Here is a 21,805-nt window from a genome sequence, read left to right as displayed (position 1 = left end):
TGGAGTATAACAGAGAATGAATAGACTGAAGAAAGGCGATGAAGTTGTAATTATCGCTGGTAAAGATAAAGGTCGTAAAGGAACAATAGTCACTGTGCTTTCTGAAGAGAATCGCGTAGTGGTGGAAGGTATTAATCTTGTCAAGAAACATGTAAAGCCTAACCCAAATAAAGGGGTTGAGGGTGGCATTATCGAGAAAGAAGCATCTATTCACGCGTCTAATGTTGCTTTATATAACCCTGCTACAAAGAAAGCTGACCGTGTTGGCGTTAAGTTTGTAGAAGATGGTAATAAAAAAGTTCGCTATTTCAAGTCAAATGGCGAATTAGTAGATCTATAGGTAGTAAAATATGGCAAGGCTAAAAGCTTTCTATCAAGAAAAAGTAGTTCCACAGCTTAAAGATGCGCTAGGTGTAGCTAATGTGATGGAAATTCCACGCATTACTAAAATCACGCTTAATATGGGTGTTGGTGAAGCTGCAAAAGATAAAAAAGCGTTAGAGCACGCGGTAAGAGATTTAGAGGCGATCGCAGGTCAAAAAGCTGTGATTACTAAAACTAAAAAATCTATCGCTGGCTTTAAGATTCGTGATGGTTGGCCAATTGGTGCAAAGGTAACTTTGCGTGGCGAGCGTATGTATGAATTCTTAGATCGTTTAGTATCGATTGCAATTCCACGTGTCCGCGATTTCCGTGGTTTAAATCCTAAGTCATTTGATGGACGTGGTAATTACAGTATGGGTATGCGTGAGCAGATCGCTTTTCCAGAGATTGATTACGATAAAGTTGATAGTATTCGCGGGTTAGATATCACGATTACAACAACGGCTAAGAGTAATGAACACGGTAAAGCATTATTGACAGCGTTTAACTTCCCACTGAAATCTTAAGGAGTAACCTTACAATGGCAAAACTTGGAATGATCCAAAGAGAATTAAAAAGACAAAGATTAGTTGCAAAATATGCTCAAAAAAGAGCTGAGCTTAAAGCAGTTATTCTCAGTCCAGATGCCACTGATGATCAAAAGTGGGATGCGCAAATTAAATTGCAAAAACTTCCAGTGAATTCATCGCCTTCACGTTTACAAACGCGCTGCCGTATTACCGGTAGACCGCATGCTGTTTACAAGAAGTTTGGTTTGTGCCGTAATAAGTTGCGTGAGCACGCAATGGTTGGTGATGTTCCTGGCTTGAAAAAAGCTAGCTGGTAATAGAAGGATTAAATTTTATGAGTATGCAAGATCCTATTGCAGATATGCTAACAAGAATTAGAAACGGTTTGTCTGCGCATAAGACAAGTGTTTCTATGCCTTTATCTAAGAAGAAAAAAGCAATTGCTGAGCTTCTAGTTGAAGAAGGTTATATCAAGAGCCTTAATGTTTCTGAAGAAAATAACGGTACGTTGAGCGTTGAGCTTAAATATCACCAAGGGCAACCTGTGATTGAAATGCTCAAGCGTGTAAGTCGCCCTGGTCTTCGTATTTACAAAACAGCAGCTGAACTTCCTAAAGTTCATGGCGGCTTTGGTGTGGCTGTGGTTTCAACTTCTAAAGGTCTAATGAGCGACAGAAAAGCGCGTTCAGAAGGCGTTGGTGGTGAAATAATTTGCTACGTAGCATAAAAACAGGAGATTTTTGATGTCTAGAGTTGGTAAAAAGCCTGTTGCTATTCCTAGCGGTGTCACAGTTACAGTAGCAAATGATAATCTTGTTACCGTGAAGGGTACCAAAGGCGAACTAGTTAAAAAAATTAATAATGCAGTAACGATTGAAGTTGCAGATAAGATCATCAATGTTAAACCAAACGATGAGTCTAAAATGGCAAACATGCAATCAGGTACTGCACGTGCTGTGATTAGCAATATGGTTGTTGGTGTTAGTCAAGGCTTTGAGAAAAAGCTACAGTTGGTTGGTGTCGGTTATCGTGCTAAAGCGCAAGGCAACAGTGTAAACCTAACACTTGGTTTCTCTCATCCGGTTGATCATGCGTTACCACAAGGTGTAACAGCTGAAACACCTTCACAAACTGAAATTGTTTTGAAGAGTGCGAATAAAGAGCTACTTGGTAAAGTTGCAGCAGATATCCGTTCTTATCGTGAACCTGAATCCTACAAAGGAAAAGGGGTGCGTTATGCGGATGAAAGAGTAATCACCAAAGAAGCTAAGAAAAAATAAGTGAGTTAGAACTATGGATAAGAAAATTGCTCGTTTACGTCGTGCAAAGCGTACACGCATTAAACTTAAAGAGCTAAATCAAGTTCGTTTATGCATACATAGAACACCTAAGCATATGTATGCTCAAATTATTTCTGGCGATGGTGCTCAAGTTTTAGCGCAAGCTTCAACACTTGAGCAAGCTGTGAAAAGCGATTGCACTTACACTGGTAACGCTGCTGCGGCTGTAGTTGTTGGTAGAGTGATTGCACAGCGCGCTGTTGAGAAAGGTGTTGAACAGGTTGCTTTTGACCGTTCTGGCTTTAAGTATCACGGCCGCGTAAAAGCACTAGCTGATTCAGCTAGAGAAAATGGTTTGAAATTTTAATTAAAGGCGACTGATAATGGCAGATAATATGCAAAAAACTGACGGCTTGATCGAGAAGTTAGTCAGCGTAAAAAGACATGCCAAAACAGTTAAAGGTGGCAGAATCATGAGCTTTGCTGCTTTAGTTGTTGTTGGTGATGGAAATGGTCGAGTCGGTATTGGTAGAGGTAAATCTCGTGAAGTACCTGTGGCAATTCAAAAAGCAATGGAAAACGCACGTCGCAATATGGAAACGGTTAACTTAAATGGTGATACTTTATGGTATCCAACAACCGCTAACCATGGCGCGTCTAAAGTATTCATGCAGCCAGCATCACAAGGTACAGGTATTATTGCCGGTGGTGCGATGCGTGCAGTATTTGAAGTGGTAGGTGTTCATAACGTATTAGCTAAGACTTATGGTTCAACTAACCCAATCAACGTTGTTCGTGCAACTATCAATGGTTTAAGCAACCTTAAATCTCCAGAAGAGATTGCAGAGAAGCGTGGCTTGAGCGTTGAAGCAATTCAAGGATAAGTACGATGACTGATAATAAGACTTTTAAAGTAACGTTGACAAAAAGCCTGATTGGCCGCCAAGAGTCACATAAAGCGTGTGCAAGTGGCCTAGGATTACGTAAAATTCGCCAGAGTGTAGAAGTGATTGATACGCCTGCTAATCGTGGCATGGCAAATAAGATCAACTACATGGTGAAGATAGAGGGGTAATTTCAATGAGATTAAATACAATTTCTCCAGCACCAGGTTCTAAGCCTGCTGCAAAACGCCTTGGACGTGGGATCGGTAGTGGTCTTGGCAAGACTTCTGGTCGTGGTCACAAAGGTCAAAAAGCGCGTGCTGGTGGTTACCATAAAGTTGGTTTTGAAGGCGGTCAAATGCCTTTACAAAGAAGACTACCTAAGTTTGGTTTTACTTCACAAAAAGCAAGATATGTTGCTGAAATTAGATTGCATGAACTAAATGCAATCGAAGCTGACGTAGTGACTCTGGATGCGTTAAAGCAGGCAGGTATTATACGTAAAGATATGCTTCAAGCGCGTATTATTGCAAGTGGTGAAATCAATAAACCAGTTACTATTAATGGTTTGCATTGCACTAAAGGTGCAAAAGCAGCTATTGAATCTGCTGGTGGCAAGGTAGAGTAATATTGCTATGGCAACACAAAATCTTAAAAAAGGTGGTGGACTTAAGGAATTAAGACAGCGCCTTCTTTTTGTCTTATTAGGCATTATTGTCTTTAGACTAGGTGTCTATATCCCGATCCCATATATTGATGCCGATCAGTTGAGTAAGTTGATGTCAGGACAATACGCTGGTGGCAATGGGCTTTTGAGCATGTTTAATATGTTCTCTGGTGGCGCACTCGAGAAGCTAAGTATCTTCGCATTAGGTGTCATGCCTTATATTTCTGCGTCGATTATCTTCCAGATGATGAGTGCGGTTTCACCAAAGCTGATGGAGCTCAAAAAAGAAGGGGAATCAGGGCAGAAGAAAATAACGCAATACACAAGATATGCGACTTTGGCGCTAGCGTTAGTGCAATCGTTTGGTATCGCAGTTTATACGTTTAATCAGCCAGGACTCGTGGATATTGACTCAAGATTTTTGTTTTATTTTGCCGCAATTATCTCAATGACAACAGGTAGTATGTTTTTGATGTGGTTGGGTGAGCAAATGACTGAGCGTGGTATTGGTAATGGTATCTCATTGCTGATCTTCTCTGGTATTGTTGCTAACTTGCCATTTGAAATTAGCACGACTATTTCACAAGCCAATCAAGGCGCTATTTCATACCTAACAGTTTGGGTGTTGTTAGTTATCTTACTAGTAGTTGTTGCCTTTGTTGTTTTTGTGGAGCGTGCCCAACGTCGTATTACAGTTAACTATGCTAAACGTCAGCAGGGTCGTAAGATGATGGCGCCGCAAACAAGTCATTTACCATTAAAACTAAATATGGCAGGTGTAATTCCACCTATTTTTGCATCATCTATTTTGATGGTCCCTGGGATGCTTTCCAACTGGTTTGCATCTTCATCATCACTAGGATGGCTGGCTGGAATTGGTGAAGCGCTTCAACCAGGTAGCTTGCTGTATACATTAATTTTTGCAGCAGCGATTATTTTCTTTTGCTTTTTCTATACGGCACTTGTTTTTAATCCAAAAGAAACGGCAGATAATCTTAAGCGTTCTGGTGCGTTTATTACTGGAGTTAGGCCTGGTGAGCAAACGGCAAAATATATTGATTCGGTAATGAGTAAATTAACACTTATCGGTTCGATTTATATTACAGCAATTTGTTTGCTACCAATTTTTGTCATGGACTTTTTTGGTCATGGGTTGTCGTTTACATTTGGTGGAACATCGCTATTGATCGTGGTGGTTGTTATCATGGATTTCATGGCGCAAGTACAGTCACATATGATGTCAACTCAGTATGACTCACTGTTAAAGAAAGCAAACTTGAGTAATTACGGTAAATTATAATTTTAACAAGAATGAGGTAATCAGATGAAAGTCAGAGCTTCTGTGAAGAAGATGTGTAGAAACTGTAAAGTGATCAAGCGTAATCGTGTGGTTCGTGTGATCTGTACTGATCCAAGACACAAACAGCGTCAAGGTTAATAATTAGACATGGTGGCTTGCTTTTTCATGAGAAAAGCGTTATATTCGTCCGCCGTGCCAAATTAACGAATAATTTTAAGATATTAATAAAGTAAATGGAGTATTGTAAATGGCTCGTATAGCTGGGATTAACGTTCCTGATCATAAGCACGCTGATGTTGCCTTAACAGCGATTTATGGTATTGGGCGTCCACGCGCAATTAAAATATGTGCTGCGTGTAACATTGAACCAAGCAACAAAATCAAAGACTTGACAGAAGAGCAGATTGAGTTATTGAGAAGTGAAGTTGCCAAGTTTACAGTGGAAGGTGATCTTCGTCGTGAAGTATCAATGAACATTAAGCGTTTAATGGATCTAGGTACTTATCGTGGTCGTAGACATCGCCGTAATCTGCCTGTAAGAGGTCAGCGTACTAAGACAAATGCTCGTACGCGTAAAGGACCAAGAAAGCCAATTAGGGCATAAGTACAATTATAACAAATAGGAATCAAACTTATGGCAAAAGCTGTAAAGCCTAAGAAGAAAATCAAGAAGAGCGTGCCGGATGCGATTGCGCATATCCATGCTTCTTTTAACAACACGATTATCACTATTACGGATCGTCAAGGTAATGCGTTGTCTTGGGCGACTTCTGGTGGTAGTGGTTTTAGAGGTTCTCGTAAGAGTACACCTTTTGCAGCACAGGTTGCCGCTGAAAGAGCAGGTGATGTTGCGCTTGAGTATGGTGTGAAAAACGTAGATGTTCTTGTCAAGGGTCCTGGACCTGGGCGTGAATCTGCGGTACGCGCTTTAAATGCAAAAGGCTTCAAAGTGACGAGCATTACGGATGTAACACCGTTACCGCATAACGGTTGCCGTCCTCCGAAAAAACGTCGTGTATAAGATTTTAAGGTAAGTGAAATGGCTAGATACTTAGGACCTAAGTGTAAGCTTTCTCGTAGAGAAGGTACTGATCTTCAGCTAAAAAGCGGTGTAAGATCGATCGAAGAAAAATGTAAAATCAACACGCAGCCAGGTCAACACGGTGCAAAAAGAGCGCGCCTATCTGACTATGGTTTACAATTGCGTGAAAAGCAAAAAGTACGTCGTATTTACGGCATACTTGAGAATCAATTTAAGCGTTATTATGTGGAAGCGGCAAGACGTAAAGGTAATACCGGTGCGAATCTACTGGAGCTTTTAGAAGGCCGTTTGGACAATGTTGTTTTCCGTATGGGCTTTGGTGCAACACGTGCAGAAGCACGTCAATTAGTGACACACAAAGGCATTTTGGTGAATGGCAAAGCATGTAATATCCCTTCATACGCTTTACAAGCGGGTGACGTTGTTGCTGTTCGTGAAAAATCGAAGAAGCAATTGCGTATTCAAAGTGCATTGGAGCTTTCTAAGCAACGTGGCACTTTATCTTGGATTGAAGTGGATGAAGCGAAGCTTGAAGGTGCTTTCAAGTCTAAGCCAGAGCGTGCTGAATTATCTGCTGATATTAATGAGCAGTTAATTGTTGAATTGTACTCTAAATAATAGATAAACGGAGAGCAGTTAATGCATACTTGTCCAACTGAAGCTTACAAACCACAAATTGGCAGTGTTACTGAGGTGAAAAATAACCACTTTAAAGTGGTGCTTGAGCCATTAGCTGTTGGTTTTGGTCATGTAATGGGAAATGCTCTCAGAAGAATTTTATTATCTTCTATACCGGGTTCTGCAGTAACAGAAGCGCAACTTGAGGGCGCTTTACACGAATACTGTACAATCGAAGGTGTACAGGAAGATGTTGTAGAAATTCTGCTTAATCTAAAAAAACTGGCTATTAGTTTACAAGATGAGACAGAAGAAGCGTATTTGACAATCACCAAAGCAGGTCCTTCAAAATTATTGGCGAAAGATCTTGAAGTTAGTGGTAATGTCAAAGTATCAGATCCCAATTATGTCATTGCTAACCTTAACGATGGTGGCAAGCTTAATATGTCGCTTAAAGTGACAAAGGGTCGTGGCTTTGTACCATCAACGGTTTATACACAAGCAGCGGTTGAAGAATTGCTGGTTGGTTATATTCCATTAGATGCGGCTTACAATCCAATTCTAGATGTTTCTTTTACCGTTTCAGCTTTAGATGATAATAGCGAGAAATTAGAAATTTATATGCGTACTAAAGGTACGATTAAGCCTGAGGTGGCAATTGAGTTAGCGATGACTTATTTCTATGAGCAAATCGCTGTATTTGTAGATTTGAAAGCACCACTAGGTCGCAAATCTGCACAAGATGCCCCTGAAATCGATCCTTTATTACTTAGACCTGTTGAAGACTTAGAATTAACGGTTAGATCAGCGAACTGTCTAAAAGCTCAGAATATCCGTTATTTGGGTGATTTAGTACAGTTCCCTGAATCAGACTTAATGCGCATTCCAAACTTGGGGCGTAAGTCTTTGAATGAAATAAAAGCTGTGTTAGCTGAAAGAGGCCTTTCTTTAGGTGTCAGAATTGACAACTGGCCGCCAGAGCAGCTTAGTAAGTAATATATAATTTTAACTAGAAGGAAATTACTATGCGTCATCGTAAGAGTGGTCGTAAGTTTAATAGAACAAGCAGCCATCGCAAAGCGATGTTTAGAAACATGTCAGCTTCATTGTTAAAGAATGAGCTGATCAAAACAACTTTACCTAAAGCAAAAGAATTAAGAGGTTTTATTGAGCCTTTAATTACGCTTGCAAAGCGTGAAGTTGAGCTGCGTAAATCAACAACTGATCATGATAATAATGAGTTCAAAGGTCAAGTGGTTGCTTTAAGACGTCAAGCTTTTAATTACTTGCGTAATAAAGAAGCGGTTAAGAAGCTATTCGAAGAAATCGGACCACGTTATGAAGCTCGTCCAGGTGGTTATACCCGTGTACTTAAGTGTGGTTTTCGCTTTGGTGATAAAGCGCCTATGGCATTTATTGAGCTAGTTGATCGTCCACAAGTAGAAGTTGAAGCGGTAGAAGCTTAATCTAAAGTTTTTATTGCTATACTATGAAAACCTGCTGTAATTGCAGGTTTTTTTTTGCCAGAAAAAGGGTGTTGAATTATTGGGACTACGTATTATAGTGATTCCAGTATATAACCGATCAACCGTGACCTTGATGATCTCTTGTTAATATAGGTTAAAGATGTATGGGTATTTATTAGAATGACTATATATTTAACCTCAGTTAATGATTTTAAGTTGAATATTCATCATGAAATTCCATTGCACAATGGTAAAAGATGTAAGCTATAAGTTTATATTTGAATGTAAAAAGTGCAGATTTTTACATGGCAGGAATTAATTTGAAAAAGCCCTTGCAATGAGGGGTTGAGCCGCTATAATAGCTCCTCGTTGGGTCGTTAGCTCAGTCGGTAGAGCAGTTGGCTTTTAACCAATTGGTCGCAGGTTCGAATCCTGCACGACCCACCATTAATGTCTATTATTATCCCTTCTTAGTAAAATTCCAGAAAAAATATTGATCGCAATAAACAAAATAAGAATAAGACTAAATTGTAGTGCACTATTCCCAGGTAAATAACCCATGATAATAACTGCAAGCATTGCTGAGCCCATATTGACAAAACTCATCATCGACGAAGCAGAGGCTTTATCATTAATAGCAGATGATGCAAAGAGTGTGGCGCTGGGGAATAGTAATCCGCCAAAGTAATATAGTAGTGCACAGATAAGAAAGAATATTAATGCACCAGCATTAAGTGCAATGCTAAGGTAAAGTAATATTGCACCAATCAAGATAATAACAATAGCAATAATAATGATCTTATTGGCATCAAATCGATGGAGTATGCGTGATGCTGTTAAACCACTTATCAATGTGCCAGCTAGTGCGATTAAATTCCAATAGCCATATTGACTAGGTGTTAAATGCAGCATGTGCTGTGCAATAATTGGTGCTGCTGCTGCATAGCCATAGGATACCGTTGAACATAAGCCAATAATCAAAGAATAATGGCGTAAACGATGATTTTTTAGAGCATGTGTATATTTTTGGATAATAACAGTAGGATGTAGTGAGTGTTTTTCTTGCAATGTTTCATGAAACAAAAAAGTCGATAAATATGCTAGTGCGCCGTGAATAAACAATATAAAAAATAGATCTTGCCATTGTAAGTATTGAGTGATGATACCACCGAGAGTTACTGCAATACCGATACTCAACATAAAAGAAAGCATAGAATAAGAGATTGCTTTCTTTGCTTGCGCTTCATCTAGTAACTCATTGACTAATGTGAAAGTATTGGCTAATCCAGCAGAGGAGCCAAGTGCTGTAATAACCCGACCTAAAAGTAGCAAACTATAGCTAGAGAGAATACTAGTTGCCGCAATATAGCAGATGACTAAGCCAATTAAGTTAATTAGAAAACCAAAACGTATGGCTTTGAGTCTACCAAAACGATTGGCAAGTGGTGCGTAAATTAACAGACCAAAAACATAGCCAAATAAGAAAATGCCGACAAACCATGAGAGGCTAGATGCATTTAGTATGTAAAATTTGCCGATCTGTGGTAAGGCAGGTGTAAGCATTACAGCAGATACAGAAGCAATAGATAAGTAACTTAGTAATATAGCGATTTTATAGATTTTCATAAGGGTGTCTTTAATATGTTTTGCCCAGAATTTTATGTGTAATAACCCAAATTAACAATATCTGAAAATATTGACATAAGTTAAGTTTAATTAAACAATACCTTGATTTTACTGGGTCAAATACTCATTTTTCACGCCACATTTATTGCGGGAGCACCTAACTTTTGACATTAACTTTTATTGTTGTGATAATAAGTGAGGACATGGATCATAATCATTTGAATTTATCCTCTATGTCAGGATTTTATTTTTTAATGATACTTACGTCATAATAACTTGAGGAGTGTGGGAGTAGTTTAGTTATTTATACTTGGGGGGAGGAAAAATGAAAGAAGTTGAAGAAAAGAAAAGTGTTGGATTATTTACGATAATCTTTATTTCAGTCAGCGGAATAATTGGAAGTGGTTGGCTTTTTAGTTCATATTTGGGAGCAAAACAGGCAGGATCAGGGGTTTACTTTTCTTGGTTAGTTGTTTTAGTATTTTTCTTACTCATGGGGTTAGCAGTTTCTGAGATAGCTGTACTATTCCCTGTTAGAGGGATAGTAGGAAGAATGGGTGCAATTTCTCATAACAAATATTTTGGAGCATTATTTTCTTTTGCTATCTGGTTAGAGCTTGTTGGTAGTATGCCAGGTGAAGCTCAAGCATCAGTACAGTACTTGTCTCATCTGTCTCCAACAATATCTAGCATATTAATGTTTAAAGGGGACTTAACGCTTGCAGGATTAGGGTTATCTTTAATTTTTTTGCTATTTTATTGGTTAATTAATATGATTGGTATGCATATCTTCAGAAGATGTAATAATACTATAGCAATTTTAAAGATAATTATCCCTGTATATGTATGTATTGTTATTATGGGGGCTCATTTTGATACTTCTAATTTTACAGCCTATCATAGCCAGATATCACCGTATGGTATAAACTCTATTCTGATGGCAGTGACTTCTGCTGGTATGGTTTATGCTTTTAATGGGTTTCAATTAGCGACTTCTTTTGCAGGAGAAATAAAAAATCCTCAACGCAATATCCCTCTTGGAATTACGTTGTCGATTATATTATGTTTTTTAATTTTTATTTTATTGCAAACGGCATTTATTGGTTCTTTAGATAGACATCAGATCGCAACACAAGGTTGGGTATCATTAAATTTCAACTCGCCTTTTGTACAAGTAGCAACTTTGTTGGGTCTTAATTTTATGGCTTTGATACTTTATGTTGATGCTGTAATGTCTCCATCTGGAACAGGAATTACTTTTGTTGGTACAGCCTCTAGAGTATTGTTTGGAATGTCTAGTGAGAAAATAATTCCTGGTTTCTTTGCTAAATTACATCCAAAGTTTCAGGTTTCTTATAGAGCCATGATATTTAACTTTCTATTGGCTTTAGTGTTCTTATTCTTATTTAGAAGTTGGGGTGCAATTGTTTTAATCATTACTGCTTTGATAGTATTAATGTATATGATTATACCTATATCTTTAGTAGCCATGAGAAATGGCTCTCAGGCGATGGTGAGAAAATTTAAAATGCCTTTTGCAAAGCCATTGTGCTATCTGCTATTTGTAATTCAAACAATATTTTTCGCCTTTATTGGTTTTAAAGATATGTCATACTTGACGATTGTTATAACTATACTTATGGGTATTTTTATCGCGTTTAATATAAAAAATAATGACTCCGCTGATATAATATATATTTTGAAATGTACGTTACCATTTTTAATATTTTTATGGCTAGTGTTGGTGAATATTTTATTGGGTCCTGCACAATATGAGGGTTATGGCATATTTAATTATTATGTATTTTTTGTGATACATATTGCATTAGCCATAATCTTCTTCTATGTTTCGACCAATAGAAATTTTGTTCAAATGTGTCAGCAAATCAAACATGATAAGCTAACAGATTTTCAATAAAGAAGTGTGGAGTTTATTGTGCAAAACAATAAAGAATCTAGATTTATAAAGCCATACGCACCAACTCAAGTGATATTAAATACCAAGGCCTTTTTAAAAAATCTAAAAATAGCACAACAGAGATTTAGTCATACCAATATAATGGCTATTATGAAATCAGATGCTTATGGTTTTAAAATTTCAAATCTTATAGATTCCGTTAAAAAAGTTGGTATTAAATACTGTGGAGTTGGAGAAAATCAAGAGATTTTAACACTAAGGGAAAATGGTTTTAATCAAACCATTATGAGAGTCAGGCAGGCAACAACAGGCGAAATAGAAGATATCCTAAAACATCTAGATATTTATCAAGAAGTTCAAGAGATGGTAGGAAATTTAGATCTTGCTATTTTGATGAATTTGATTGCTAAAAAATATAATAAAATTATACCGATACATCTTAATTTAAATTCTACGTGTATGGGAAGAAATGGTCTTGATCTTAGTACAGCATCTGGCATGCAAGATCTAGAGGAAATTCTGAAATTAAAAAATTTAAAAATAGTAGGGATTATGTCCCATTTCCCTAATGCCTCAGCCAAAGATTCAATATATATAAAAAAAGGATTAGAAACCTTCAAGAATGAAGCTTCTTTTGTCATTAAGAAGGGGGGATTAAACAGGGGGGAAATATTACTGCATATAGCAGCAACTTCAGCCGCTTTAAAACTACCTGATTCTCATTTAGACATGATAAGACTGGGATCCTTTATTTATGGTGAAAAAACAGAAACTCAATCTCCAGCAGAGCTGGAATATATCTTAACACTTAAAAGTCAGGTTACGGCAAAGATGTTTTTCCCTAAGGGAAGTACAGTAGGCTATAACAGCAAAGCAGTGCTTCAGAGAGATTCAATATTAGCAAATATGCCTTTTGGAAAAGTGAATGGTATTCCTTTCAATATAAAGCAAGTGCTTATACAAGGTAAGAGATTCAATACCGTAGGAGCCATGTCTATGAACACTACTATGGTAGACATTACAGATAATTTCAAGGGTATATCTGAGGGTGATGAGGTCATCATAGTTGGTAGGCAAGAGGGTAATCTTGGAATAAATGAGATTTCTTCCCAAGAAATAATTAGTAATGCTAACTTGAAAAGTTTATCAATGCTCAATTATTATATTGCAATTGCAAATGTTGTCGTAACCGAGTCAGAGTGCATCTAAATTATTAGTCAAACTTAAGTGATGCATCAAATCTAGTCATACCATATTTGCGCCATAAATACGCTGCTTAGCAAGCGCTTCACCCATGGGGAATTGATAGCGTAATCCTAGGCTAAATATTTGAATAGGTAATGGTTTAAGGTTGTCATTATTGATCGTTGCATTACCAAAAGTGCGTAAATAACTTGCTGATAAGCTTAAGTTGCTTGTCAGTTTAACATCCATTGCTAAGCGTATAGCAGGTTGAAAGCCTGATAGTGTGCCAGCACTTGGCGTCAGTGTGCTAAAACCATTCAAATTTGCTTTGTAAGTTTGGTTTAAAAATGCAGCACCTCCTGCTGCAGAGAGGCTAAAATGATTAAATGGTTGATATTTTAAACCAAGTAATACTGGTGCATAGAGTGAGCGCTTAATCTTCAAGTTGCCATGTGTAGTTGCTGATGTGAGTATATTAGTGATGTTAGCACTACTGTTGTATAGGGCGCTTGTAAAGCCAATGCCAAGCATTGCTTCTAGGGATAGGTGGTAACCTAGATCAGCACCAAGTCCTCCAAGCATACTCACACTAAAGGCATTTGAGTTTTTACCGTTGCTTGCAATTGTATAGTTGGGTCGTGAGAATTGATTCCAGTCAAGCGTGCTGGGGCTGTTGGCATAACCACCATTAACATCAAAAAAGCCATAAGATAAGGTTTCGTAGGCATGACTAATTGCTGAGCTTACAGACAAAGCTAGAGCCAAAAGTGCTATTAGTTTCTTCATAGTGATCTTTGCTATCTTAGTTTCTCGTCATCCTGGCTTAAGCTTATACCCATCATAAATCATTTTACAGTATTTCTGTTATTGAATTTCATGCCATCCTAGCTCAGGCTGACAAGTCATGGGGTGTCATTGCCAGCATGGATGCGTGGCAATCTAGTTTGCCAGGGATGGTTGATTTAAGCTCGTTGCAAAGCTTATATTCACAAAATACTTCTTAAGGTAGTGCCATTAGATTTATGATGGGTATTGTACGCTGGAGAAATTACTGATGATTTTTTTGATTAACCATGACAATATAGGCTACGGTGTAAGCGATAAAGAATGCTATTAGTGTATATAAATGACCAAATGATTTGATATCAACCAAGTGACTAAATGGCACACTGATCGCTAAATAAAAGAAGATAGACCAGGAAGAGCGAAATGATTTCCAGATCTTACTGATATCATTTTTATAGTAACTCAATGTATAGACAATAAATAAGATAATATGCACAATAAGTGCTAAAAGGACTGCTTTCATTGATGCTTGTACCATAAGATATGACACCACAAGAAAAATTATATAACTTAACGATAGACCAAAAGGTACTTTAAACGCGCGTTCAGTTTGAGGCTCAGATTTTCGTAAGCGTGCCAATGCCACTGGAATGGCAACACATGAAATAAGCTGAAATACGGTTACCATAATCATGATGTTTTGCCAGTTCTTAGAGAAAAACACCATGATTACACCAATGATAAAAACAGTAATTAAAGACCGTCTTGATAAATTATACTTAGCAATAATGCGATCAAAGAATGAAGGTAATTGGCCATCTTGTGACATCCCAGTGATCATCCGCGAGCTTGACCCCATATATAGAGCGCCTGTGCCTGATGGACTAATAGCAGAGTCTGCATAAAGCACCCAAACCATTGCAATGTTAACACCGATTAAACCAAGCAGTTGTGCCAGTGGTGAAGAAAAAACTTGTAAATTTTGCCAGCCGTGCTCAAGGTATTTGGTCGGCATCGCGCCGATAAAGGCAAACTGTAAAATAAGATAAACAACAAGGCAGATGAGTACACAGCCAACTAATGCTAATGGGATATTGCGTTTAGGGTTTTTAAGCTCAGCACCAAAGACAGCTATCATTCCAAAGCCGTAAAAGGAGTAAAAAATACCACCGGTAACTACTGTGGCTATCGCGCCACCAATCATACTACCCACGGATTGATGAAAGCCGCTTAATGAAAAATTTGTAGCATGAAACTCACCATGCCAACCAGCATAAATAATGATAATCAAGCCAGTCGCTAACGGTACAATAAGTTTAAGTAAGGTAATAATATTATTTACTTTAGAAAGAATCTGTAACCCCCAGAAGTTAACCAGTCCATATACGATAATCAAAAGCACAACGTATAGTTCGCCGGTTAATGATAAATTTTTGCCAATCATAAGGCTTGGGTATATGCCACTTAAATATTGGATTGTTGCTGAGGCTTCAGATGGGATCACCAGAATGAGTCCCATAAGATTTGAAATAGCAACCACAAAGCCATAGTCAATATTCTTGTGTGATAATGTGAGAATACGTGCGAAAAAGGCACGCTCTTTAAACATAGTTGCTGTTTCAGCTAATAACAAAGCCAAGATTAAGGCAAGAACTGCACCAATGATCCAAGATAGAAATGCCATTGAGCCTACTGCTTTTGCAGCATTGTAAGATGCGAAAAGCCAACCACTGCCAATAATACAACCAACGCCAATAGCGATGGCAGAAAATAAAGCCGGTGATTTTATATTATCTGTATTGACAGCCATAGAAATTCCTCCTCCAGTAGTTTATTTAAAGTATTATTGCAATGTGATTACTTTCATAACGAGCAGCCGTTCCCCATACGGTGGCTATAAATAGTCTGATCCAAATAGTCATCATCGTTTCACAAAGCATAAAATATTTATGTAAAGATCTTATGTATTTTTTTGGTAATTATTGTACATCTTTCTTAGCAATGATCTGACTTCTGTGCAACAAGTACAAAATAAAACAGCGCACTAAATATCAAAAAGATAATGTAAAACACACTATAACTTGCAAAGTGACTGTAAATAATAGCAGCAACTAACTCAAATACTAAAAATAAGAAAATTCCCCAAGAGCCAATGATCATTTCTTTGACAAGTTTATTATTATTTGTTTTTATTTTCATGCCAGCATACATCACAAAAAATGCCAAATGTAGAATCAAGGCCACAGCCAAATTGACAATGCCTGAAATCATCAATAAATAGCTTAAAAATAAAAAAATCACAAATGAAAAAAACTGTGGAAATGGCAAATAACTTATCGTTAATGGGTCATTTTTATTGGCTTTAAGTTTGCTATAGGCAATAGGTAATGCAATACATGCAATTAAAATAAATGTTGTGGTTAATGACGCAATAAGTTGCCAGTTTCTAAAGAAAATAATTAGAATCAGTGAACAGATAAAAGTGAAAATTAAGCAAATACGTGACATGCCAATCTGCTCATTAACTTTGCCAAACACTTTTGGCACTTGCTCGTGTTTACCCATCTCATTTAACATGCGCGTACTTGCGCCGGTATAAATAATTCCTGTGCCGGATGGGCTAATAAAAGCATCAGCATATAGTACAACAGCTAAGACATTTAGTCCGATTAGGCCGGTTAATTGTGCCAATGGTGATTCAAAATTAAGTCCAGCCCAGCCATTATTGAGCATATGTGGCGGTAGCGCACCGATAAAGGCAATCTGCAGCAGTAGGTAAATGCCAAGCACGATTAACACACTACTGATTAGTGCTATCGGTACATTGCGTTTAGGGTTCTTAAGCTCTGCGGTAAAGCTAACGGCCGTTTGAAATCCAAAGAATGAATAAAATATCCCACAACTGACAATTGCACTAAAAATACTAGCACTGCCAAATGGGATGAAGCTTGCATTTTGTGCCGTGAAATTACTGCTATGAAATGCAGCAAGTAGCATAAGAATAGCCGTAACAATAGGGATGATAATTTTCAGTGTAGTGATCGAGTTATTAATCTTTGCAAAAAAATGTATGCCCCAGTAATTAATCAGTGTATAAATCAACATAAACACGCCAACTACAATGACACCAGCTAATGTTAATGCGCCATTGGTGAATATATATGATGTCATTGGCTTATAGATAGATGCAATATACTGTGTGGTCGCCATGGCTTCAGATGGAATGACAATCAAGCCTAAAAGCCAGTTTGATATTCCCGTAACGAAACCAAAATGTGGATTATGTGAAATGCTAATCAAACGGGTAAAAAGCCCATTAACTGGATGTTTGATGGCAATTTCTGCTAGTAATAATGCCATGATCAGCACAGAAAGTGCACCAATGATCCATGACAATATTGATGCACCACCTGCGGCTTTCGATGCGTAATATGACGCAAACAGCCAACCGCTACCCATCATCGTACCAATGCTAATGGCAATTGCTGAAAAAAGCCCTGGTTGATTTAGTCTCTTCTCCATATCAGCTCCCCCTCTATTTAGTTAAAAACTTTTAAATAATATTCTAAAAGTAGGTTTTTAACAAGAAGTGATATGGTTTAAATTTGCTCATGACCGATAAGAGCAAATATCTGTCTTAATATATATAAAATTCTCATTATGGTATGGATATAATGCGGATAGTTTAGATAAAGTAACATTAAATGAGGCTATAATGAATACAGAAAAAACTGGTCAAAGCACACAAGGGCATTGCCTAAATAAAAAAGAGCAATTAGTACAAATCTTTAAAACCATCCTTGAAAAAGATGGATTCAATGAAGCAGATATTTACAAATACTTTCACCCTAACTATATACAGTATGTTGATAATAAAATTCTGAGATTTGATGAATTTATTGCGCATATCAAAGTACTTAAAGCAACAGTAAGTCAAGTAACAATTGATTTTGATCATTTAATTGAAGAGGGTAATAAAGTATCTAGCGTGCATTATGTTAAAGCAAAAAAAGCAAATGGGGTAATGGTCAAAGCAAAAGTCATTGCAATGTTTCAATTTAAAGAAGATCAATTGGTTATGTGTGATGAGCTGACTTATTTAATAAGTGGGGAAGCAAGTGATGCAGATCTAGGTTCTCGACACACTAACGTAAACTAAGGAGAAAATCATGTCAGATAAAGTTGCAGTAAATTATCAAATCGGTGCGACAACACTTGAAGTAAATCATCAACGAGTATTAAAGGGAACATTTACTTTTGCTTCCGCTTTTACCCAAAAATTTGTTGAATTATATGACCAGCATCAATATGCATTAGATGAGCTTGTTAATGCTTATATTTGGTCATGCCAGCATGTCAAAGATGCTGAAGGTGAGGTATTTAATATTATTCAACAGTTTAAAATTACACCAACTTTTGACTATTTCAGTCTGGATGGTTTTATAATAGGAGGTCATTTGCATGTAGGAAAGCTTTTATTTGGTGCATTAATGATTCCGTATTATGCGCAATATGCTGAGTTGGAAAAAGCTGCAGATGTAACTAAATTGCTAGATGCGTTAGAACGTGCCAATAAAGAGTTTTCAGGGTTATATCAGCAGGTGATTGCCTATGCTATTGCACATGTTAAAACATTAGCAAAAGAGAGTAGTAATTCCTTAACGCAAACATCAAGCCAAGCAAATAAAGTTAAACCAGTGAGTGTTGTTATGCCGCATAATAATCCATTTGATTGTGTATTTTCTACGGTAAAGCTGGGGCATTCCGAGACAATTAACTCTGGGGGATTAACCTTAAGAAAAGCCAGTATTGCACGTTTTTTTGATGCGGTTGGTAAAAGTGAGGCAACAGGTGACCTAAATGAGGAAATGATCTCATTAATTGATCTGGCAGTGCCGACAATGGCGGCAAAGACCTTTGCTTTTTTTGAGTTTTTTGCGGATCCAGGTGAATGGTTACGTGAGTTAAACCCTGCGAAAATATACACCTTTGCGCAATATCTAAACCTTATTAAGGATGACTTAAATAAGGCAGATTACTATGCAAAAGCTAGCATGCAACTGCAACAAGCGCTCACTAAAATTCCATTGAAAATCGCAAAGCAGATAGTGCTTTAATCAATAAAATTAATTCACGAAAAAGTTATCGATGGTGTTATAATCGCCAGATTGAATTTTTAGCGATTATTTTTCTAATGGATATTTCACCAACGACTGAAACGACCGAGAATGCAGAGCAAGCAAAACGATTAAGTTTTTTTGCAAGTTGTGCCAAAGGTATTGAATTATTATTAAAGGATGAGCTATTAGCACTAGGTGTTGATGACGCACGTGAGAAGCTTGCTGGTGTTGAATTTGAAGCTGATCTTGTCACTGCTTATAAGGTGTGTTTATGGTCGCGACTTGCAAATCAAGTGCATCGCAAATTGCATGCGACTAAGTTTGATAGTGCTGATGCTTTTTATAATGAGCTCTACTCGTTACCTTGGGCAAGCTTCTTTGAGGTTAAACAATCGATCAAAATTGAGGTCTCTGGTAAACATCAAGTGTTTAATAACACCCAATTTGCGGCGCAAAAAGCAAAGGATGCGGTGGTTGATTATTTCCGTGATCAGATGGATGAGCGCCCAAACGTTGATTTAGAGCATCCAGATATTGTTATCAATATTCATTTGCAAAAAGGCATGGCATTTATTTATTTGTCATTGACAGGACAAAGCTTACATCGTCGAGGCTATCGCTTAGCACAAGGTGAAGCACCATTGAAAGAGACTTTAGCTGCCGCACTACTTGTCAAAAGTGGTTGGTTAGATGAGCTTAAAAAAGATCAGGTAAATTTTATCGATCCAATGTGTGGTTCAGGGACGATCTTAATTGAGGCTGCGATGATGGCATATGATATTGCGCCAAACCTTACGCGTGATACGTTTTGTTTTATGCAGTGGCGTGATTTTGATCATAGCTCATGGCAGGCGTTAAGGTCAGAAGCGTTAATGCGTAAAAATATGGGCAAAGAGAAAAATAATATAACTTTAATTGGCTATGACGATGATATGCGCGTATTGGACAAGGCACGCCAGAATATAGCAAGCGCTGATCTTGTTGGTGCGATTGAAGTCTTTGTGCAGGATGTCAGAGACTTAAGTAATGATGCGCATGAAAAAACGGGTTTTATCTTGACCAACCCACCCTATGGTGAGCGTTTGTATCATGGCAGACCGGAAAAATTGCGTGGACTATTTAGCGGGTTTGGCAAAGCATTAATACGTGATTTCAGTGGTTGGAAGGTATCGATATTCAGTGCGGCAAGTGAACCTGTCAGAGCACTTGGCTTAAGAGCGATGAAAGTCAATAAGTTCTTCAATGGTGCGCTTGAGACGATGCTTTATCAATTTGAAGTATCAGATCAATGGGTGATGAAACATGAATCTGTGATGCAGAAATTAACGCGTCAGGCTAAGAATGCAGTTTTGCAAGATGATGGGCATTTGGCATTTAAAAATCGTCTATTAAAGAATTATCAACAAATCCAAAAATGGGCACAGCAGCAAGAGCTTGAGTGTTATCGTATTTATGATGCGGATTTGCCTGAATATGCGGTTGCAATCGATCTTTATAATACCCATGTGCATGTACAAGAGTATCAAATGGGTAAAACAGTTGATGAAAAATTTGCACAAAAGCGTCTATTGCAAGTGGTTTATCATATTGCCGAAGTGTTAGAGATAAGATATGAGCATATTCATTTAAAAACACGTCAGCGACAAAAGGGTGATAGTCAATATCAAAGACAGGCAATAACCGATAAGTTCCATGTGGTTAAAGAGCATGACGCTTTGTTTTATGTGAATTTTAATGATTACTTAGATACAGGTCTATTTTTAGATCATCGTAAAATGCGCCAAATCGTGGCAAAAGCGGCTAAAGGCAAAACATTATTAAACCTATTTGCCTATACTTGCTCAGCAAGCATTCATGCCGCATTGATGGGTGCTAAAACTGTCAATGTTGATATGTCAAAGACCTATCTAGATTGGGGAAAACGCAATTTTCATTTGAATAAATTAAATATTGATCAGCATTTATTTGTTCAGGCGGATTGCTTTACATGGCTTAAAGAAGCAGTTAAAGCGCGTAAACAATTTGATGTGATTTTTTTAGATCCACCAACATTTTCTAATTCTAAGCGTATGCAAAATGTACTGGATGTGCAGCGTGATCATGTCGAGTTAATCGAGTTGGCAATGCGACTTTTAACAAGAAAGGGCGTGTTGTACTTCTCTAACAATTATCGCAAGTTCAAGTTTGATGAAGGGCTGCAGGCAAAGTATGACTGCCAAAACATTGATGATAAATGCTTGTCACGTGACTTTCTAAGAAGACCAACCATTCACCATTGTTGGCAGATTTCAGCTAAATCGAATGGTTAGCTTTTTCCCCAACGCATGAGCTATTTTTGAGAGCAGGTTAAAAGAGGGTAGTCTTGTATCAGAGCCGCTTTCAAGACGAGAAATAACTTGTTGTGTAGTATTTGATTTCTCAGCGAGTTCTTTTTGGCTAAGTCCTGATTCAATTCTTAACTGATAAGCAAGTTGAGCAACTTCATTAATATAGCGTTCTTGTTCAAAATCTATGCTGAATTGCTTGTCATGTTCCATTTGCTCTTTGATGGCTGATTGGATACTTGATCCAATATGTTTATTTTTCATTTCTTAGTACCTCACTCATTCGTTTCTCAGCGATATCCTTATCTTTGTTTTCCAACTTCTGTGTTTTTTTCTTCACATAGTGAAGCAACACCATAGCATTTGAATCTTGCATACAATATAGGATGCGATGTTGGTTCTTAGACTTATACTTAATTTCCCAAAGTTTACCTTTGATTTGTTTAAATTGTACTTTAACAAAGTCAAAGCCATACTTTATCTATGTCAGCAAGTCTCGCATATGCAGCTAGCTTTTCATCACGTGGTAGCTTATTTATGTCTTCTTTCACAGGCTCACGGCCATTTGAGGTTTTGTAAAAATATATATTCATTACATAAATATAGGTTGCCTTTCTCATAAGGATACACCCAGAGGGATGTGTGTCAAGTTTTTGATGATTTTTTATCATCGTTGGCGCTATCTGCAAAGCTAAA

At 37.5% G+C, this 21,805-nt stretch carries 28 protein-coding genes and 1 tRNA gene; 22 read left to right on the top strand and 7 right to left on the bottom strand.

The genetic code is table 11. The features are described from left to right. Positions 1 to 16 precede the first annotated feature (16 nt). The 17 genes from rplX (at position 17) to DNK85_RS03800 (ending at position 8,597) form a co-directional block, all read left to right on the top strand. Positions 17 to 340 carry a 50S ribosomal protein L24 gene (rplX, locus tag DNK85_RS03880; protein WP_119328262.1) on the top strand — a complete coding sequence of 108 codons (324 nt, stop codon included), beginning with the start codon at positions 17 to 19 and terminating at the stop codon, positions 338 to 340. A 10-nt stretch (positions 341 to 350) separates the two neighbouring features. Beyond that, positions 351 to 890 (top strand): 50S ribosomal protein L5, encoded by a 540-nt coding sequence (gene rplE / locus DNK85_RS03875; protein ID WP_119328261.1) that lies wholly within the window; start codon positions 351 to 353, stop codon positions 888 to 890. A 14-nt stretch (positions 891 to 904) separates the two neighbouring features. Then, the gene (gene rpsN / locus DNK85_RS03870) at positions 905 to 1,210 is read left to right on the top strand and encodes a 30S ribosomal protein S14 (RefSeq protein WP_119328260.1); all 306 of its coding nucleotides are present in this window, start codon (positions 905 to 907) and stop codon (positions 1,208 to 1,210) included. A gap of 17 nt (positions 1,211 to 1,227) precedes the next feature. Beyond that, a complete protein-coding gene (gene rpsH, locus DNK85_RS03865; RefSeq protein ID WP_119328259.1) occupies positions 1,228 to 1,620 on the top strand; it encodes a 30S ribosomal protein S8 in 393 nt (130 codons plus the stop codon). A 16-nt stretch (positions 1,621 to 1,636) separates the two neighbouring features. After that, positions 1,637 to 2,173, top strand: a complete 537-nt coding sequence (gene rplF / locus DNK85_RS03860) for a 50S ribosomal protein L6 (protein WP_119328258.1) — start codon at positions 1,637 to 1,639, stop codon at positions 2,171 to 2,173. 13 nt (positions 2,174 to 2,186) lie between these two features. Next, a complete protein-coding gene (gene rplR / locus DNK85_RS03855) occupies positions 2,187 to 2,540 on the top strand; it encodes a 50S ribosomal protein L18 (RefSeq protein WP_119328257.1) in 354 nt (117 codons plus the stop codon). A 16-nt stretch (positions 2,541 to 2,556) separates the two neighbouring features. Next, positions 2,557 to 3,057: a 30S ribosomal protein S5 gene (gene rpsE, locus DNK85_RS03850; protein ID WP_117001397.1), complete on the top strand. Its 501-nt coding sequence runs from the start codon at positions 2,557 to 2,559 to the stop codon at positions 3,055 to 3,057. Positions 3,058 to 3,062: 5 nt separating this feature from the next. Continuing rightward, entirely contained in the window at positions 3,063 to 3,248 is a 186-nt protein-coding gene (rpmD, locus tag DNK85_RS03845) for a 50S ribosomal protein L30 (RefSeq protein WP_119328256.1), read from the top strand. Positions 3,249 to 3,253: 5 nt separating this feature from the next. Continuing rightward, the gene (gene rplO, locus DNK85_RS03840; protein ID WP_119328255.1) at positions 3,254 to 3,685 is read left to right on the top strand and encodes a 50S ribosomal protein L15; all 432 of its coding nucleotides are present in this window, start codon (positions 3,254 to 3,256) and stop codon (positions 3,683 to 3,685) included. 7 nt (positions 3,686 to 3,692) lie between these two features. Beyond that, entirely contained in the window at positions 3,693 to 5,024 is a 1,332-nt protein-coding gene (secY, locus tag DNK85_RS03835) for a preprotein translocase subunit SecY (protein ID WP_119328254.1), read from the top strand. 24 nt (positions 5,025 to 5,048) lie between these two features. Next, positions 5,049 to 5,162, top strand: a complete 114-nt coding sequence (gene rpmJ, locus DNK85_RS03830; RefSeq protein ID WP_003017816.1) for a 50S ribosomal protein L36 — start codon at positions 5,049 to 5,051, stop codon at positions 5,160 to 5,162. Between the two features lie 109 nt (positions 5,163 to 5,271). Further along, positions 5,272 to 5,628, top strand: coding sequence for a 30S ribosomal protein S13 (gene rpsM / locus DNK85_RS03825; protein WP_117001393.1), 357 nt, complete (start codon positions 5,272 to 5,274; stop codon positions 5,626 to 5,628). A 30-nt stretch (positions 5,629 to 5,658) separates the two neighbouring features. Beyond that, entirely contained in the window at positions 5,659 to 6,045 is a 387-nt protein-coding gene (gene rpsK / locus DNK85_RS03820; RefSeq protein ID WP_117001392.1) for a 30S ribosomal protein S11, read from the top strand. Positions 6,046 to 6,063: 18 nt separating this feature from the next. Beyond that, positions 6,064 to 6,684, top strand: coding sequence for a 30S ribosomal protein S4 (gene rpsD, locus DNK85_RS03815; protein WP_119328253.1), 621 nt, complete (start codon positions 6,064 to 6,066; stop codon positions 6,682 to 6,684). 21 nt (positions 6,685 to 6,705) lie between these two features. Next, entirely contained in the window at positions 6,706 to 7,680 is a 975-nt protein-coding gene (locus tag DNK85_RS03810) for a DNA-directed RNA polymerase subunit alpha (protein ID WP_119328252.1), read from the top strand. Between the two features lie 29 nt (positions 7,681 to 7,709). Further along, positions 7,710 to 8,150, top strand: a complete 441-nt coding sequence (gene rplQ / locus DNK85_RS03805; protein ID WP_119328251.1) for a 50S ribosomal protein L17 — start codon at positions 7,710 to 7,712, stop codon at positions 8,148 to 8,150. Positions 8,151 to 8,521: 371 nt separating this feature from the next. After that, positions 8,522 to 8,597, top strand: a tRNA-Lys gene (locus DNK85_RS03800). Here DNK85_RS03800 and DNK85_RS03795 read toward each other — a convergent pair. Further along, complete coding sequence (locus tag DNK85_RS03795; RefSeq protein WP_119328250.1) at positions 8,598 to 9,776, bottom strand: MFS transporter; 1,179 nt, start codon at positions 9,774 to 9,776, stop codon at positions 8,598 to 8,600. It abuts the tRNA gene before it with no gap. 325 nt (positions 9,777 to 10,101) lie between these two features. Here DNK85_RS03795 and DNK85_RS03790 point away from each other — a divergent pair, with 325 nt between their 5' ends. Continuing rightward, positions 10,102 to 11,694: an APC family permease gene (locus DNK85_RS03790; protein ID WP_119328249.1), complete on the top strand. Its 1,593-nt coding sequence runs from the start codon at positions 10,102 to 10,104 to the stop codon at positions 11,692 to 11,694. An 18-nt stretch (positions 11,695 to 11,712) separates the two neighbouring features. Continuing rightward, positions 11,713 to 12,903, top strand: coding sequence for an alanine racemase (alr, locus tag DNK85_RS03785; RefSeq protein ID WP_162896511.1), 1,191 nt, complete (start codon positions 11,713 to 11,715; stop codon positions 12,901 to 12,903). A 36-nt stretch (positions 12,904 to 12,939) separates the two neighbouring features. On the opposite strand, the gene DNK85_RS03780 is transcribed toward alr, so the two are convergent. The 3 genes from DNK85_RS03780 to DNK85_RS03770 all read right to left on the bottom strand — a co-directional run bounded on the left by DNK85_RS03780 (position 12,940) and on the right by DNK85_RS03770 (position 17,187). Beyond that, positions 12,940 to 13,665: an outer membrane protein gene (locus tag DNK85_RS03780; RefSeq protein WP_119328247.1), complete on the bottom strand. Its 726-nt coding sequence runs from the start codon at positions 13,663 to 13,665 to the stop codon at positions 12,940 to 12,942. Between the two features lie 262 nt (positions 13,666 to 13,927). Continuing rightward, positions 13,928 to 15,475, bottom strand: coding sequence for an APC family permease (locus DNK85_RS03775; protein WP_119328246.1), 1,548 nt, complete (start codon positions 15,473 to 15,475; stop codon positions 13,928 to 13,930). Between the two features lie 185 nt (positions 15,476 to 15,660). Continuing rightward, the gene (locus DNK85_RS03770; protein ID WP_119328245.1) at positions 15,661 to 17,187 is read right to left on the bottom strand and encodes an APC family permease; all 1,527 of its coding nucleotides are present in this window, start codon (positions 17,185 to 17,187) and stop codon (positions 15,661 to 15,663) included. Positions 17,188 to 17,380: 193 nt separating this feature from the next. Here DNK85_RS03770 and DNK85_RS03765 point away from each other — a divergent pair, with 193 nt between their 5' ends. The 3 genes from DNK85_RS03765 to rlmKL all read left to right on the top strand — a co-directional run bounded on the left by DNK85_RS03765 (position 17,381) and on the right by rlmKL (position 21,094). Beyond that, entirely contained in the window at positions 17,381 to 17,824 is a 444-nt protein-coding gene (locus tag DNK85_RS03765) for a nuclear transport factor 2 family protein (RefSeq protein ID WP_119328244.1), read from the top strand. Between the two features lie 10 nt (positions 17,825 to 17,834). Further along, positions 17,835 to 18,782, top strand: coding sequence for a hypothetical protein (locus DNK85_RS03760; protein ID WP_119328243.1), 948 nt, complete (start codon positions 17,835 to 17,837; stop codon positions 18,780 to 18,782). 77 nt (positions 18,783 to 18,859) lie between these two features. Continuing rightward, positions 18,860 to 21,094 carry a bifunctional 23S rRNA (guanine(2069)-N(7))-methyltransferase RlmK/23S rRNA (guanine(2445)-N(2))-methyltransferase RlmL gene (gene rlmKL, locus DNK85_RS03755; RefSeq protein WP_119328242.1) on the top strand — a complete coding sequence of 745 codons (2,235 nt, stop codon included), beginning with the start codon at positions 18,860 to 18,862 and terminating at the stop codon, positions 21,092 to 21,094. Here the strand turns inward: rlmKL and DNK85_RS03750 are convergent. From DNK85_RS03750 to DNK85_RS03740, 3 genes are read right to left on the bottom strand one after another with little or no spacing between them, the layout of a single operon-like run. Further along, a complete protein-coding gene (locus DNK85_RS03750) occupies positions 21,074 to 21,373 on the bottom strand; it encodes a helix-turn-helix domain-containing protein (protein ID WP_208123126.1) in 300 nt (99 codons plus the stop codon). The two genes, rlmKL and DNK85_RS03750, sit on opposite strands and share 21 nt — an antisense overlap. Next, positions 21,363 to 21,590 carry a type II toxin-antitoxin system RelE/ParE family toxin gene (locus DNK85_RS12390; RefSeq protein ID WP_119328241.1) on the bottom strand — a complete coding sequence of 76 codons (228 nt, stop codon included), beginning with the start codon at positions 21,588 to 21,590 and terminating at the stop codon, positions 21,363 to 21,365. Before DNK85_RS12390 ends, DNK85_RS03750 begins: the two co-directional genes overlap by 11 nt. Continuing rightward, positions 21,574 to 21,729: a hypothetical protein gene (locus tag DNK85_RS03740; protein WP_162896510.1), complete on the bottom strand. Its 156-nt coding sequence runs from the start codon at positions 21,727 to 21,729 to the stop codon at positions 21,574 to 21,576. Before DNK85_RS03740 ends, DNK85_RS12390 begins: the two co-directional genes overlap by 17 nt. Between the last annotated feature and the right edge of the window lie 76 nt (positions 21,730 to 21,805).

The organism is Cysteiniphilum halobium, from assembly GCF_003574425.1.
GTDB classification, from domain to species: Bacteria; Pseudomonadota; Gammaproteobacteria; order Francisellales; family Francisellaceae; genus Caedibacter; species Caedibacter halobius.
Note: the sequence above shows the minus strand (reverse complement) of the source record. Positions and strands in the feature narration are given on the sequence as shown.